This is a genomic window from Mesorhizobium sp. P3_A8, from assembly GCF_056402995.1.
Genome location: NZ_JBFUGI010000013.1, coordinates 25,797 through 40,726, shown reverse-complemented (window position 1 = coordinate 40,726; position 14,930 = coordinate 25,797). Strand labels below are relative to the sequence as shown.

The following is a 14,930-nucleotide window of genomic DNA, read 5'->3' as shown; positions in this document are numbered from 1 at the left end:
CTTTCCGCAGTCATTTGAAGCGGGAAGCCCCTTGAGAAACGCCGCGGCTTTTGGGCCGCGGCGTCGATATCGAACGGTATTACGCCGTTTAGTTGCAGGCCGCGACGCTGCCGGCGGCGACGCCCGCACAGACTTCGTCCTTCTTGATCCAGCCGGCGTCGATGACGACGTTTAGATTGTCCTTGGTGATGGCGACCGGGGTCAGGAACAGCGACTTGACGGTGTTGCCGCCAGGCGTCGTGAAGTCCTTGACGCCGGCGATGTCGGTCATCTTCTTGCCGTCGGCCAGCTGCGAGGCGATCTCGGCGGCGTTCTTGCCGAGCTCGCGCGCGTCTTTCCACACCGACACGGTCTGGGTGCCGAGCGCGATGCGGTTCAGCGCGGCATGATCGCCGTCCTGGCCCGACACCGGCACGGTGCCGGCCAAGCCTTGCGCCGTCAGCGCCGCGACGACGCCGCCGGCGGTGCCGTCATTGGCGGCGACCACGGCATCGACCTTGTTGTCGTTGGCCGTCAGGAACTGCTCCATGTTCTTCTGGGCGTTGGCGGGCAGCCAGCCGTCCGTATAGGCTTCGCCGACATTCTTGATCTTGCCGCTGTCGATGGCCGCCTTGAGCACTTCCATCGAGCCCGAGAACAGGAAGTCGGCGTTCGGATCGGCGCCCGAGCCCTTGATGAAGACATAATTGCCTTCCGGCTTGGCCTTGAACACCGCAGCCGCCTGCAAGCGGCCGACTTCCTTGTTGTCAAAGGTCAGGTAGAAGACGTCCTTGTTCTCGATCAGGCGGTCATAGCCGACGACCGGAATGCCTTCGTCCAGCGCCTTCTGCACGGCCGGGCCGATGGCCGAGGCATCCTGCGCCAGGATGATCAGCGAATTGGCGCCCTGCGAGATCAGGCTTTCGACATCGGTAAGCTGCTTGCCGGGATTGGACTGCGCATCGGCGGAGATGTACTTGTCGCCGGCGGCCTCGATCGCCTTCTTCATGGCGGCCTCGTCGGTCTTCCAGCGCTCTTCCTGGAAGTTGGACCAGGAAACGCCGATGACCTTGTCCTTCGCCTGCGCGACCGACACAAGCGTCAGCGACATGGCGACACCCGCCAGGATGGCGGCTGTGAATCTCTTCATGATATTCCTCCCTGCGCCGCGTATGGCGCGACCAAACTGGCCCTAAGGCCGGCACAGAGGCTCTATTTTTTCGAGCCTCGAAAAAACACTGATCCAACACCGGAACGCTGTCAACAACGATTCTGATGGATTTTGATGTCCTCATGAATTTTTTTCGAGCCTCGGAATAAATAAATGACAGGACGGGCCGCTTCTGCCAGTATTTGACCGTGTCGCCGGCAGCGTTCGAGGGGCTGGAGGAACCGCGGCGACCGGGAGGATGTGGGAAAACATGTCGGTCGGAATCCGCCACGACGATTTGCGCCGGCGCAACCGCGCGATGGTGATTGCGGCCGTGCGCCGGGCCGGTCGGCCCTCGCGCACCGAGATTGCCGCGACCACCGGCCTCAGCCACTCGACCATATCGGCGATTTCTTCCGACCTGATCGGCGAAGGCATACTGGCCGAAGGCAAGCCGAGCGAGGCCGGCGCACTCAAGCGCGGCCGGCCGCAGGTCGGCCTCGGCCTCAACCCGGAGGCTGCGGCTGTCATGACCGTGGTGCTGTCGCTGAATTTCCTCTCCGTCGCCGTCATCGACTATGCCGGCCAGGTGGTATCGGAAGAACAGCGCCGGCTGGACACGCTGACCATGTCGCGCGAGGCGCTGATCGGCGAATGCGTCGCCATTGTACGGCGCCGCCTCGAGGATCCCGATATCGACGTGCGCAGCGTCGCCCGCATCGCGCTGGCGATCCAGGGCATCACCGACACCGAGGCCCGGGCGATGCTGTGGTCGCCGATCACGCCGCAGACCGACATCGCCTTCGCCGACATCCTCGAGGCAGAGTTCGGCATCCCAGCCACCATGGAGAACGACTGCAACATGATGGCGGTGGCGCTGCGTTGGCGCGATCCCGAGCGCTACCGCGACGACTTCATCGCCATCCTTCTGTCGCACGGCATCGGCATGGGCCTGGTGCTGAAGGGCGAGCTGTTCACCGGTACCCATTCCTCGGGCGGCGAGTTCGGCCACATGATCCATCGGCCAGGCGGCGCGCTCTGCCGCTGCGGACGCCGCGGCTGCGTCGAGGCCTATGCCGGCAACTACGCCATCTGGCGCAACGCCAGGCAGCTCAGCGAGGACACCGAGCCGGTCGCCGATGTCAGCGACGCGCAGATGCGGGCACTGGCCGCGACGGCACGGGAACGCGACGGGCCCGAGCGCGAAGCCTACCGCAAGGCCGGTGAGGCGCTCGGCTACGCCCTCGGCAGCCTGTTCGCGCTGATCGACCCCGCACCCGTCGCGATGGTCGGCGTCAGCGCCGCCGCCTTCGACCTGATCGAGCCGGCATTGCGCGAGGCCATCGCCCAGACGGCCGGCGGCCAGCACTCGAAATCGATTTCCTTCGACACCGAACCGAACGAACTGCCGCTGATCCGCGAAGGCTGCGCCATGCGCGCCCTGACCTTCGTCGACCAGGAGATTTTCGCGCCGGGCGTGCAGGCGAGAGCTGGCACCGGCAAGAACGTTGCCTGAATCAGGTCCCGCTCAATCTTCCCTGATCGCGTAGCCCGCGCCACGAATGGTTCTGATGACATCGGGCATGCGGCCATTGTTGACCGCCTTGCGCAGGCGGCCGACATGCACGTCCACCGTACGCTCGTCGATATAGATCGTCTCGCCCCAGACATTGTCGAGCAACTGGCTGCGCGAGAAGACGCGGCCGGGATGGCGCATCATGAATTCGAGCAGGCGGAACTCGGTCGGCCCGAGCCGGATCTCGCTCTTCTTGCGATAGACCCGGTGCGATTCACGGTCGAGCACGATGTCGCCGACCTTGAGCACGCTGGACAGGACTTCCGGCTTGGCGCGGCGCAGCAGCGCCTTGACGCGAGCCATGAATTCCGGCGTCGAGAACGGCTTGACCAGATAGTCGTCGGCGCCGGTCGAGAGCCCACGGACGCGGTCGCTTTCTTCGCCCCGCGCGGTCAGCATGATGATCGGCAGCCGCTCGGTCTCGGGCCGCATCCGCAGGCGCCGGCAGAGTTCGATGCCGGACACCGCCGGCACCATCCAGTCGAGCACCAGAAGGTCGGGCACGTTCTCCTGCAAGCGGATCTCAGCCTCGTCGCCGCGCGGCACCACCTCCACCTGGTAGCCTTCGGATTCAAGATTGTAACGGAGCAGCACCCCCAGCGGCTCCTCATCCTCCACCACCATGATGCGTGGCGCGATCATTGATTGGTCACCTCTTGCGTCAGGCCGCGGGCGCCGACATCGCCGTCTCGTCCTGCTTGGGACGATTGGCGGGCAACTGCGTGCCGGTCAGGACATAGTAGGCGTTTTCGGCGATGTTGGTCACGTGGTCGCCGATGCGTTCGAGATTCTTGGCGCAGAACAGCAGATGGGTGCAAGCCGTGATGTTGCGCGGATCTTCCATCATGTAGGTCAGCAGTTCGCGGAAGACGGAGGTGTATTTGACGTCGATGCGTTCGTCGTCGGCGCGCAGCTTCGCCAGTGCGGCGGCATCGCGCGCCGCATACTCCTCGATCACGCCCTGCACCTGGATCAGCACCAGCTGCGCCATGGCGTCGATGGAATGCGACAGGTCGCGCGGCGTGGCGCTGAGACCAACGGTGCCGACACGCTTGGCGATGTTCTTGGCAAGATCGCCAATGCGTTCGAGATCGCCGGCCATGCGGATCGAGCCGACGACGTGGCGCAGATCGTCGGCCATCGGCTGGCGCTTGGCGATCAGCGTGATGGCGCGATCGTCGAGTTCGCGCTGGCGCGCATCCATGATGGCGTCGTCGGAGACCACGCGCTGTGCCAGTGCGTTGTCGGAATTCAGCAGCGCCTTGGTGGCGCCGCCGACCATCGAGCCAGCGAGATCGCCCATGTCGCTGATCAGCCTGCTGATCTGTCCGAGATCCTCGTCGAAGGCTGCGACTGTGTGTTCGGCCATGATCCTGGTCCTCGTATGCGTGCGATCAGCCGAAGCGGCCGGTGATGTAGTCTTGCGTGCGCTTCTCGCGAGGCGACGTGAAGATCTTCTCGGTTTTGTCGAACTCGACCAGCTCGCCCAGATACATGAAAGCGGTCTGCTTCGAGACGCGCGCCGCCTGCTGCATGTTGTGGGTGACGATGACGATCGTGTAGTCGGCCTGCAGTTCGTCGATCAGCTCCTCGATCTTGGCGGTCGACAGCGGGTCGAGCGCCGAGGCTGGCTCGTCGAGCAGGATGACTTCCGGCTTCACCGCCACGGTGCGGGCGATGCACAGCCGCTGCTGCTGGCCACCGGACAGGCTGAGGCCGCTGGCGTTAAGCTTGTCCTTGACCTCGTTCCACAGGGCTGCGCGCTTCAGCGCCTGCTCAACGCGGCCGTCCATCTCGGCCTTGCTGATCTTCTCATAGAGCCTGACGCCAAAGGCGATGTTCTCATAGATCGACATCGGGAACGGGGTCGGCTTCTGGAACACCATGCCGATCTTGGTGCGCAGCAGGTTGAGATCTTGCGAGCGGTCGAGGACGTTCTGGCCGTCGAGCAGCACCTGGCCCTCGGCGGTCTGCTTGGGATAGAGCTCATAGATGCGGTTGAAGACGCGCAGCAGCGTCGACTTTCCGCAGCCCGACGGTCCGATGAAGGCGGTCACGCTGCGCTCGGGCAGCGACAGCGTGATATCCTTCAGCGCCTTCGACTGGCCGTAGTAGAAGTTGAGGTTCTTGACCTCGATCTTTACCTTGGCGGCTGCCTCGGCGGCGATCGTCATGTCTGGAGACAACATCTGGCTCATTTGTCCTCTCTGCGTCCGGTCAAGCTGCGCGCAACGATGCTGAGCGCGAGAACCGTCAATGTGATGATGAGTGCGCCAGTCCAGGCCAGCTGCTGCCATTCCTCGTAAGGGCTGAGAGCGAACTGGAAGATGGTGACGGGCAGGCTGGCCATCGGCGCGTTGAGATTGCTCGACCAGAACTGGTTGTTCAGCGCCGTGAAAAGAAGGGGTGCGGTCTCGCCGGAGATGCGGGCGATGGCCAGCAATATGCCGGTGACGATGCCGGACATTGCAGCGCGGTAGGCAACCGACTTGATGACCACCCAGCGCGGGGCGCCGATCGCGGTGCCGGCTTCGCGCAACGCGTTGGGCACCAGGTTGAGCATGTCCTCGGTGGTGCGCACGACGACCGGGATGACCAGGATGGCGAGAGCGACGGCGCCGGCGATCGCCGAGAAGTGCCCCATCGGCCGCACCATCAGCTCATAGACGAACAGGCCTATGATGATCGACGGCGCCGACAGCAGGATGTCGTTGATGAAGCGCACCACGGTGGTGAGCTTCGAGAAGCGGCCGTATTCGGCCATATAGGTGCCGGCCAGCACACCGATCGGCGTGCCGACGATGATGCCGATGATGGTCATCACGATGCTGCCGTAGATGGCGTTGAGCAGACCGCCGGCATCGCCGGGCGGCGGCGTCATTTCCGTGAAAACCGCAAGATTGACACCTGAAAGGCCTTTGTAGAGCAGGGCGCCGAGGATGAGCGCCAGCCAGGCAAGGCCGATGCCGGCGGCGGCAACGCACAGCGTCATCATCACGCCATTCTTGCGCTTGCGGCTCTGGTGAAGCGACGTGGCTGTCGACATCGGTCAGGCTCCCGTGCGGGCGTCGATGCGCATCAGCATGTAGCGTGCGATGGCAAGGATCAGGAAAGTGATGACGAACAGGATCAGGCCGAGCGCCACCAGCGAAGAAGTGTAGAGATCGCCGACCGCTTCGGTGAATTCGTTGGCGATGGTGGCGGAGATTGTCGTTGCCGGCGCGAACAGCGAGGTCGAGATGCGGTGCGCGTTGCCGATGACGAAGGTCACCGCCATGGTTTCACCGAGCGCGCGGCCGAGGCCGAGCATGACGCCGCCCATGATGCCGATGCGGGTGTAGGGAATGACGACGCGGCGGGTTACTTCCCAGGTGGTGCAACCAATGCCGTAGGCCGATTCCTTCAGCACGGGAGGCACCGTGTCGAAGACGTCCTTGGTGATCGAGGTGATGAACGGCAGCACCATGATGGCCAGGATCATCGACGACGTCAGCAGGCCGATGCCGTAGGGCGGGCCGGCAAACAGGCTGTTGAGGCCGGGAATGCCGTGGAACACGCTGATGACGAAGGGCTGCACCGTCGTCTGCAGGAACGGTGCCAGCACGAACAGGCCCCAGATGCCGTAGATGATCGAAGGGATGCCGGCCAGCAGTTCCACCGCCATGCCGATCGGGCGCCGTAGCGGGCGTGGGCAAAGCTCGGTGAGGAAGACGGCGATGCCGATGCCGAGCGGCACGGCGATCAGGATGGCGATGGCAGAGGTGATGATGGTGCCGTAGATCGGCGCCAGGGCACCGAATTTCTCCGTCACCGGGTTCCAGCTTTCGCTGGTCAGGAAGGAAAAGCCGAAGGTCGAGAGGGCTTGCCAGGAGCCGGCAAACAGCGAGATCGCAACGCCGCCGAGCAGGACCAGCACCAGGATCGCGGCAGCACGGGTCATTCCGTGGAAGATCGAGTCGGTCAGCGCGAAGCGTCGGACGATGGCATCACGCGAACCTCTAACGGCTGGCAAGGCTTCCTGGACAGCGCTCATGTCAAGCTCGGCTCTTTCGAATTGAAGGAAAAGGAGCGCCGCAAGCGCGGCGCTCCTTCAAGGGATGTTACTCGCCGGCGTAGACGGGCTTGCCGTCGGTCTGGATGTCGGTCTTCCACGAAGCCTTGATCAGGTCGACGACGCTGTCGGGGATCGAGACGTAGTCGAGCGCCTTGGCGGTTTCCTTGCCGTCCTTGTAGGCCCAGGCAAAGAACTTCAGGGCTTCGCCGGTGGCGGCGGCATCATCCGGAGCCTTGTGGATCAGCACCCAGGTGGAAGCCGCGATCGGCCAGGTGGCGTCGCCGGGCTCGTTGGTGATGATGACGTTGAAGTTCTTGGCAGTCTTGAAGTCGGCATTCGAAGCGGCAGCGCCGAAGGATTCGAGCGACGGCTCGACGACCTTGCCGGCTGCATTCAGCATCTTGGAGTAGGACAGGTTGTTCTGCTTGGCATAGGCGTATTCGACGTAGCCGATGCCGCCATCCGTCTGCTTGACGGTGTTGGCAACGCCTTCGCTGCCCTTGGCGCCAACGCCCGTCGGCCATTCGACGGCCGTGTCCGAACCAACCTTGTCCTTCCAGTCGGGCGAGAGCTTCACCAGATAGTTGGTGAAGTTGAAGGTGGTGCCCGAGCCGTCCGAACGATGTACGACGGCGATCGCGGTCGACGGCAGGGTGAGGGTGGGGTTCAGCGCCTTGATCGCGGCATCATCCCAGGTGGTGATGGCGCCGAGATAGATCTGGGCAATCGTCTGGCCGTCGAGGACGAGTTCGCCCGGCTTGACGCCGGTGAGGTTGACGATCGGCACGATGCCGCCCATCACCATCGGGAACTGCACGAGGCCGTTCTTTTCCAGGTCGGCGTCAGACATCGGCTTGTCGGTGGCACCGAAAGTCACGGTCTTGGCGATGACCTGCTTGATGCCGCCGCCGGAACCGATCGACTGGTAGTTGAGGCCGATGCCGGTATCCTTCTTGTAGGTGTCGGCCCACTTGGCGAACACCGGGTAGATGAAGGTCGAGCCGGCGCCGGAAAGGTCAGCTGCCATTGCTGCGGAAAGGGTGAAGGTAGACGCTGTAGCCATTGCGATCGCAACGGCCGCCGAGCGGATGAAATGTCTCATGTGGCCTGCTCCTGTTCGGAAGATGGTCTCTCGGCGCGTTTTCCTAACCAGCGCCCGCTGAGGCCAATAGCCTTCGATTATAACAGTCGCATGACAGTTTCGTGTCAGCCCGGTAACGCGTTGCCGGCACTGGAAAAGGCGGTGGCGTCGGGCGATCATGGCCTGATCCGAGTTTGCCCCCGGAATCAGTGGCTTGAGCCATCCACCGGCTCGAGCCGCCGCCGGATTCGGCGGGGCTTTTTCAGGTGAAGAAAATCCGGACGGGAGTGCGCTGCTCAAGACCAGAGCGTGTCATGGCCGGGCCATCGCCAAAAACAGGTCCGTTGGGGTAGGTTGACGCTGTTCCATACTGGCGGTCGCTGCTCCCGCCCGTAACTGCAAGGGCGGAATTCGATGTTGCCATTGTCCCGGCTCGGCGCGGCCTTTGATATGGTGCGATCGCACCATAGGCATTGCACGCAGGGGTAGCAGCAAATCGGCGATTGATTCCCTCGGCTTGCCTCCTCGGATCCCTGAAACCACGCGGCCGGATGCTATCCCGCGTTGCGTTGGACCTGGCTGCCGGCGCCGATCCAGCGCTCGACTTTCTCCAGCAGGGCCCTGGGGCTGATCGGCTTTGGCAGATAGTCGTCCATGCCCGCCTCCAGGCAGCGCTCGCGGTCGCCCTTAAGCGCATGCGCGGTGACGCCGACGATCGGCACATGCGTACCGGTTTCCTCTTCCAGCCGGCGGATCGCGGCGGTCGCCTCGAGCCCGCTCATCTCAGGCATCGAGACATCCATCAGGATCATGCACGGACTGAGCTTGCCGAAGGCGTCGAGCGCCTTGCGGCCATTGCCGACGATCTCGAAGCCGTAGCCGGTCTCGCCGAGGATCTGGGTGAAGACCATCTGGTTCACCTCATTGTCCTCGGCCACGAGGATATCCAGCCTGTGTCCGCCATCGCCGGTGGCAGGCAGCCTGGGACGAACCGGCGGCGGCTGCAATTGCGCGCGTTGTTCGTACGGCGCCAGCGGTGGCCGCTGGGGGGCATCAAGCCTCTCGGTTGCGATTTGCTGAACCGGCCCATCCATGGTGTGGCGATGGCGCTGGATGGTCGCCACCAGCGTTTCCAGAAGCACGGAGGAGCGCGCCGGCTTGATCAGCTGGGCATCGATGCCGAGATCGCGGTAGCTGGTGTTGGCGAGCGACTGGTCGACCGAGGTCAGCATGATGATCGGCGTGTCGGCGAGGCCTTCGGTGTTGCGCACGATGCGCGCCATTTCGGCGCCGCTCATCTCGGGCATCTGGTAGTCGAGCACGACGCAATCCACGGCCACGCCATAGGCAGCGGCGGCGATCAGCACCTTCAGGCCCTCGGCGCCGCTCTCGGCCGCACAGGAATCGAACGTCCACGAGGTCATCTGCTCGGTCAGGATGGCCCGGTTGACGGCATTGTCGTCAACGATCAGCACGCGTGCGCCCGTCACGTCCACCGGCATGATGCGCTGCCCGTTCTGCTGACCGGCCCTGGGCAGCGTCACGGTAAACCAGAAGGTCGAGCCCTTGCCCTCTGCGCTCTCGACGCCGATGGTGCCGCCCATCAGCTCGACCAGTCGTGAGGTGATGGCAAGGCCAAGCCCGGTGCCCTCGTGCCGCCGTGTCGAGGAGGTGTCGACCTGGCTGAATTTTTCGAACACCAGTTTCAGTTTTTCCTCGGGGATGCCGATCCCGGTATCGGTAACCGAGATCGTCAGCTTGGTTCCGGTCGGGACCTTCTCGCCGGTCACATCGACCAGCACATGGCCCTCATCGGTGAATTTCACCGCATTGCCGACGAGGTTGGTGACGATCTGCCTGATGCGGCCGACATCGCCGATGAACAGGCTTTCGAGCCTCGGCTCGACACGCACGATGAGCTCGAGGTCCTTTTCCTTGGCGCGCGTCGACACCAGCGTCGCCACGTCCTCGATCGCCTCGGCAAGGTTGAAGGGTGCCGGATCGAGCACCATCTGGCCGGCATCGATCTTGGAGAAATCCAGGATGTCGTTGATGATGGTCAAGAGCGCGTTGCCCGACTTGACGATGATGTCGGTGAACGTCTTCTGCTTCGGATCGAGATTGGATTTGGCCAGGAGTTCCGCCATGCCCAGCACACCGTTCATCGGCGTGCGGATCTCATGGCTCATATTGGCGAGGAACTCCGACTTGGCGCGGTCGGCGAGCACGGCGCGCTGGCGCGCCTCGCTGAGCTCGGCCTCGCGCATCTTCAGTTCCGTGATGTCGGTGGTCGATCCGATCAGGTAGAGCGAACCGTCCGACGCGATCATCGCGCCCTTGCGCGCGAACTGATGCCTGACGCTGCCGTCGGCAAGCCGCACGGTCTCCTCGATCTCCTGGGTGTCGCCGGTGCGCAGCACGGCCAGATCGCCGGCCACGAAAGCCTCGCCGTCCTCCCCGAAAATCTCGATGTCGGTCTTGCCGATCGCATCTTCCCTGCTGAGACCGGTGAGGTCGCACCAGCCCTTGTTGACATAGAACTGCCTGAGATCGGAGCGCTTGGCGTAGATCGACACCGGTACGTTGTCGATCAGACTGCGGAACACCTCGTTCTCGCGCATGCTCTCTTCCAGCGCCCGCTCGCGCGCCTTGACGTCGGTGATGTCGGTGCTGGAGCCGACCAGGTGCATCGATCCGTCGATGGCCACCAGCCGGCTCTTGCGCGTCATCAACTGCCGCACCGTGCCGTCGAGATGGGTGACGGGCTCCTCGACCTCGAGGCCCTTGCCGGTTACGACGACCTCGGTGTCGTCATGGCTGTAGCTTTCCGCGTCTTGCGTGCCGAACAGCTCGCGGTCGGTCCGGCCGATGACGTCTTCCTTGGCAAGGCCCGTAATCGCGCACCAGGCCTTGTTGACGAACTCGATGCTCAAATCCTGCGCCTTGATGAAGGCGGCCACCGGCAACTCGTCCATGACGTGCCGGAACAGATCGATCTGGCGCATCGAATCGCGCAGCGCCGCCTCACGGCTCTTGATGTCGGTGATGTCGACGCGCACGCCGATGAACGTGCCGTCCTCGGTGCGCATGTCGTAGACCTGGTACCAGCGACCGTCCGCATTGAGGCGCTCATAGGACGAATTCGGTAGATGGTAGCGCGCCAGCACGCCGTCGGCCCAGCGTTCGGTGTCAACGTCGTAAAGCTTGTCGAGCTCGGGATCGCCACACGAGCGGAAATAGCCGACCGCATGGCCGAACTCCAGCGCCTCGCGGAAGGTACAGCCGGGCTGCCAGACGGGCTTCAGCGCCGGCAGCGAGTCCTGCAGCTTGCGGTTGGCGAAGACGAACTTGTCGTCGCGGTCGTAGATGATGACGCCGGCCGGCAGCGATTCCAGCACGCTGGCGAGATGCTTGCGCGCATCCTGTGCCTCGGTCTCGCGGCCCTTCATGTCGGTGACGTCGACATAGGAAATGAGCCGCTTGCCTCCGGCCAGCGGCGCCAGTGATGCGACAAGCGTGCGCCCGTCATTGTGTGGCAATTGTCTGGAGCCGGCGACGCCGGCCCTGATTTCGGCTTCGCGCTCGGCGGTATGACGTTGCCAGGCAATTTCATCGGCGCCGTAAGGGTCAATGCCCCGGCTGGCTTCCATCAGCTCGCGAAAGGCCGAGCCGATCCCGGCACGGCCTGGGTCGATCCTCCAGAAGTCATAGAAGGCGCGATTGATGACTTCGGCGCGCATATCGGCATCGATGACGAGAACGCCGATCGGCATCTGGTCGACCATGGTGCGCAGATTGACGAAGGTCTCGGCGATCTTGGCGTTGGCGCTTTCGATCTCGGCATCGCGCCGCTTGAGTTCGGTGACCTCATAGTAGGTCAACAGCCGCTTGCCCCCGGACAGCGCCGTCACCGAGAATATCATCGTCCTGCCGTTGGCATGGATAAATTCGCGTGGCGCGACGAAGCCTGCGCTAATCTCCTCGATACGGGTGGCGAGGTAGCGCTGCCACTGCAGGTCGTCGATGTCGCCATAGATGCCATTGCGGCGGTTGAGGTCCATCAACTGGCTGAACGGAGCGCCGACGGTCACTGCATCATCCGGGATCCTGGACAGATCGCGATAGGCCTTGTTGACGATCAGCGTGTCGAGCTTGGCATCGAGAAGCACGACGCCCATGTGCATGGCGTCCATTGTCCGTTCGAGATCGGCAAGATGCCGGTCGGGTTCGCTACCCGGCAACGGGTTCTGCTCAGCGGTCTCGAAGGCGCTGGCCAGCGCGGTGACGTTGCGGCCTATGCCGCGATAGCCGGCGAATTTTCCTTCGCCGTCAAACCGTGGGAAGCCTGAGGTCAACACCCAGCGGCAGTCGGCGCCGCCTCCCTTCAATTCATAGACGAAGTCGCGGAAGGGCCGGCGCGCCTGCAGATCCTCCAGATGCGCTGCCGCGCTGTGGTTGCCCTGATTGAGGAAATCGAAGCGGAACCGGCCGAGCACATCAGCCGGATCGATACCGGTGGCCGCCTGGTAGGTGGGGGAAAGCCAGGAGAATCGCAGTTCGGCGTCGGTCTCCCAGATCCAATCCGAGCCAGCCTCGACCAGTTGGCGAAGGGCGTCGGGCGAATCCATGTCTGCACATGGCGGCGCGTCGCCGCGGTGCACCGCCTTGCCGGGCCCACGCTTGCCGCGCGCGCCGATTGCTTCTTCCGCTTCCGCCATGCTGCCCCCACCCCGAAAATCAAGGCCGAACCCTCCCTCCGCGGTTCGTCGGCGGAATGTGCCCGAGAAGCATTAACGATCCGCTAACCTTAACGGCGCAACCAGTCCGTTCCTCCTGCGTTATTCGGTCCGGTTGTCGGGTGCACCAAGGCCGCGTTATAAGCCTGTGCAGGGGTGTTGCTTATGATTGGACGGATAGGGCCTTTCTTGCTGGGCGTGGTGCTGCTTTTCGGCAGTGGCTGTTCGCGCAGCTATGACGGCACGGTCATCATTCCGCGGCCGCTCGACGCCAGGCGCTTCTGGGACCGGCCGCCGCCCAATGTCGACTACGCGCCGCAGGTCGACAACGGCGCCTTTCCGGTGCCGCCACAGTCGCCGCCCGGACGATTTTCCGAGCGCAAGGTTTTTAAACCTGGCGTGCAGAGACGGCATCAGACGAGATTTTCCCCGCCGCCTCCCCCGCCCTCTGACCCGGAAAAGCAATTGGCGTGCAAGAACGTAAGCGCGCCAGGACAGCGGGTCCGCATGGTCTGCGAATAATTTCGGGAAAAATCTCGAGCCTTGTGCGGACAGGGCCTATAGCGATGCCGCGCCCTTCTTCGGTTCCTTCGCTCCAAGCTTGTCGAGCGCAAAGCGAACCTGACGCAAATCGTCCTGCCAGCCGTCATCGTCGCCCATGGAACTCTCCGACGCGGCCCGCTGCAGGCCCCGCGCCTCGGATTCGATCTCACGCAGTTCGGCTATCTTCTCGTCATTGGTCAGGGAGCCGTTTTCGACGATCTCCAGAACCCGCATTTCCCTGAACGTGGCCATGGCGTTTCTCCTGGCTGATGTCGACCACAACGCCGTGAGCGCCCCTCTGTTCCAGACGGTCCTATAGCCCGCCGCAACCTGTATCTGATGGATGCGCAGGTAGAGCGGCGGTCATTCAGCCGGGAAGAAGGCCGGGCCAACCACGCGCACTGGCCGCTTGCTGGCCTCGATCGACTGCTCCTGAGCGACACCCAGAGCCTCCGCCTCGGATTGCGGGATTGCCGCAACGCTGCCGACTTCCGGGCTGCCGACGTCCGGCTTTGACTGCGGCAGCGGAATGATGGCATTGCTCATGTCTGTCGGCGTCACAGTCCTTGCCCTCAGTTCGGCGACCCGCTGGTAGTAGCGCTTGGCGTCGCAGGCCTTGAAATTGGCATCGTCCCGGTAGCGGAAAGCCGACGGCAGTTCAGTGTAGGGTTTGCGCGTATCAAGCGCGACCATCTTTTCGGTTTCCAGACTGGCATCGCTCAGCATGTAGAGATCGACGGCCGGATCGTCGCAGATGTAACGGCACTGATCGGCCATATCCTTGACATCTTCGCTGCCGGCGAATTGCGACTTTGGCGCGGGGAAGAAATAACCATCCGACAGGCGCACGCAAAACAGCATCGAATTGCCGGCATAAATCGCTCCGCCCGCCGTGGACTGGGTCTTCGGGCGCTGATCCTTCGCACCGCAGCCAAGCGCCGCGAACCGTGCCTGCAGGCCCGAAACGTCCCGGCCGGAACCAGCCGCAATCTGGCGCAGCACCTCCGTCCGGTTTCTGGCAAGATCGGCACAAGCGTTGAAGAAGCCGCCCGTGGCACTTTGCGCCGTGCACCGGCGCTGCCTCTCCAGGCCTTGGATCGCCGCAAGCTGGCGACGCAACTGCGCCAATTCAGGGCTCACGCCCCCACCGCGGCCGCCGGAAAGCAACTGACCTCTGATCGCGCTGCAACTATCCGCAAGGGAAGACGTCGTGCCGAGCGCAAAGGCGGCCACCGTCAGCGCGATCATGATGAGAAGCCAGGAGCGGATCATCGCGACGACATTGTCCTTGCGGTTGACGGACTGGGACCACATTCATTCGACTGGGGTAACTTTCGACTAAATGAGCTATACCTAATAATTAAAGAATTATGACCTGAGTAGGCCTTCATCTATTGTAATAGAATGGCCCCTGTAAATTCGATATTACATTTTTATTTCAAGATTGAGACGACCCGGAAAACAATGCGGTCAGACCGGCGACTGTCGAGATTGCCGGGCTATGGCATCAGCCAACGATCAATCCGGCGTTATCGGCAGCTGACGCTGAAACCTTTGCCTGACTGCGGCGTTGATAGGCAGAGGAGAACGCAGATGTCGATCCACTTCACGGTATCGGAACTGACAAGGAACCTTTTCCATTCTCTCGGGCTGGATCATGAGCGCGCGCCACGACCGCTCAATCCCGAGCAAAGCCTGCTGCTGGAGTGCTATCTGGCCGGGCAAATCCCGGAATCGGCCTGGAGCGACTATGTATTCGAGACACCGGACCTGGCACGGCATGCCGAGGTTCGGCGCCTGAGCCATTGAGC

The 14,930-nt window shown here is 63.1% G+C and carries 13 protein-coding genes; 3 read left to right on the top strand and 10 right to left on the bottom strand.

Annotation, left to right across the window (positions count from 1 at the left end):
- Nucleotides 1–88: 88 nt before the first annotated feature.
- Entirely contained in the window at nt 89–1,129 is a 1,041-nt protein-coding gene (gene xylF / locus AC1DX4_RS26990; RefSeq protein ID WP_477223203.1) for a D-xylose ABC transporter substrate-binding protein, read from the bottom strand.
- Nucleotides 1,130–1,400: 271 nt separating this feature from the next.
- Between xylF and AC1DX4_RS26985 the strand changes: the two genes are divergently transcribed.
- Nucleotides 1,401–2,645 (top strand): ROK family protein, encoded by a 1,245-nt coding sequence (locus tag AC1DX4_RS26985; RefSeq protein ID WP_477223202.1) that lies wholly within the window; start codon nt 1,401–1,403, stop codon nt 2,643–2,645.
- A 12-nt stretch (nt 2,646–2,657) separates the two neighbouring features.
- Here AC1DX4_RS26985 and phoB read toward each other — a convergent pair whose 3' ends face one another.
- The 7 genes from phoB to AC1DX4_RS26950 all read right to left on the bottom strand — a co-directional run bounded on the left by phoB (nt 2,658) and on the right by AC1DX4_RS26950 (nt 12,558).
- Nucleotides 2,658–3,347: a phosphate regulon transcriptional regulator PhoB gene (phoB, locus tag AC1DX4_RS26980; protein ID WP_032917568.1), complete on the bottom strand. Its 690-nt coding sequence runs from the start codon at nt 3,345–3,347 to the stop codon at nt 2,658–2,660.
- Between the two features lie 19 nt (nt 3,348–3,366).
- Nucleotides 3,367–4,074 (bottom strand): phosphate signaling complex protein PhoU, encoded by a 708-nt coding sequence (gene phoU, locus AC1DX4_RS26975; protein WP_010911897.1) that lies wholly within the window; start codon nt 4,072–4,074, stop codon nt 3,367–3,369.
- Between the two features lie 25 nt (nt 4,075–4,099).
- A complete protein-coding gene (gene pstB / locus AC1DX4_RS26970) occupies nt 4,100–4,903 on the bottom strand; it encodes a phosphate ABC transporter ATP-binding protein PstB (RefSeq protein ID WP_027041877.1) in 804 nt (267 codons plus the stop codon).
- Complete coding sequence (gene pstA / locus AC1DX4_RS26965; protein WP_475456509.1) at nt 4,900–5,751, bottom strand: phosphate ABC transporter permease PstA; 852 nt, start codon at nt 5,749–5,751, stop codon at nt 4,900–4,902. The genes pstB and pstA overlap by 4 nt, the downstream gene beginning before the upstream one ends.
- A gap of 3 nt (nt 5,752–5,754) precedes the next feature.
- Nucleotides 5,755–6,738: a phosphate ABC transporter permease subunit PstC gene (pstC, locus tag AC1DX4_RS26960; protein WP_477223201.1), complete on the bottom strand. Its 984-nt coding sequence runs from the start codon at nt 6,736–6,738 to the stop codon at nt 5,755–5,757.
- A 67-nt stretch (nt 6,739–6,805) separates the two neighbouring features.
- Nucleotides 6,806–7,861 carry a phosphate ABC transporter substrate-binding protein PstS gene (gene pstS, locus AC1DX4_RS26955; protein WP_477223200.1) on the bottom strand — a complete coding sequence of 352 codons (1,056 nt, stop codon included), beginning with the start codon at nt 7,859–7,861 and terminating at the stop codon, nt 6,806–6,808.
- Between the two features lie 533 nt (nt 7,862–8,394).
- The gene (locus AC1DX4_RS26950) at nt 8,395–12,558 is read right to left on the bottom strand and encodes a PAS domain-containing protein (protein ID WP_477223199.1); all 4,164 of its coding nucleotides are present in this window, start codon (nt 12,556–12,558) and stop codon (nt 8,395–8,397) included.
- 216 nt (nt 12,559–12,774) lie between these two features.
- Between AC1DX4_RS26950 and AC1DX4_RS26945 the strand changes: the two genes are divergently transcribed.
- Nucleotides 12,775–13,098: a hypothetical protein gene (locus tag AC1DX4_RS26945; RefSeq protein ID WP_477223386.1), complete on the top strand. Its 324-nt coding sequence runs from the start codon at nt 12,775–12,777 to the stop codon at nt 13,096–13,098.
- A gap of 36 nt (nt 13,099–13,134) precedes the next feature.
- Here the strand turns inward: AC1DX4_RS26945 and AC1DX4_RS26940 are convergent, their stop codons facing one another.
- Together AC1DX4_RS26940 and AC1DX4_RS26935 are read right to left on the bottom strand one after the other, a co-directional pair.
- Nucleotides 13,135–13,371 carry a hypothetical protein gene (locus AC1DX4_RS26940; RefSeq protein WP_477223198.1) on the bottom strand — a complete coding sequence of 79 codons (237 nt, stop codon included), beginning with the start codon at nt 13,369–13,371 and terminating at the stop codon, nt 13,135–13,137.
- A gap of 111 nt (nt 13,372–13,482) precedes the next feature.
- Nucleotides 13,483–14,433: a DUF2865 domain-containing protein gene (locus AC1DX4_RS26935; RefSeq protein ID WP_477223197.1), complete on the bottom strand. Its 951-nt coding sequence runs from the start codon at nt 14,431–14,433 to the stop codon at nt 13,483–13,485.
- Nucleotides 14,434–14,712: 279 nt separating this feature from the next.
- On the opposite strand from AC1DX4_RS26935, the gene AC1DX4_RS26930 reads away from it, so the two are divergent.
- The gene (locus AC1DX4_RS26930) at nt 14,713–14,928 is read left to right on the top strand and encodes a hypothetical protein (protein WP_477223196.1); all 216 of its coding nucleotides are present in this window, start codon (nt 14,713–14,715) and stop codon (nt 14,926–14,928) included.
- Nucleotides 14,929–14,930 lie beyond the last annotated feature (2 nt).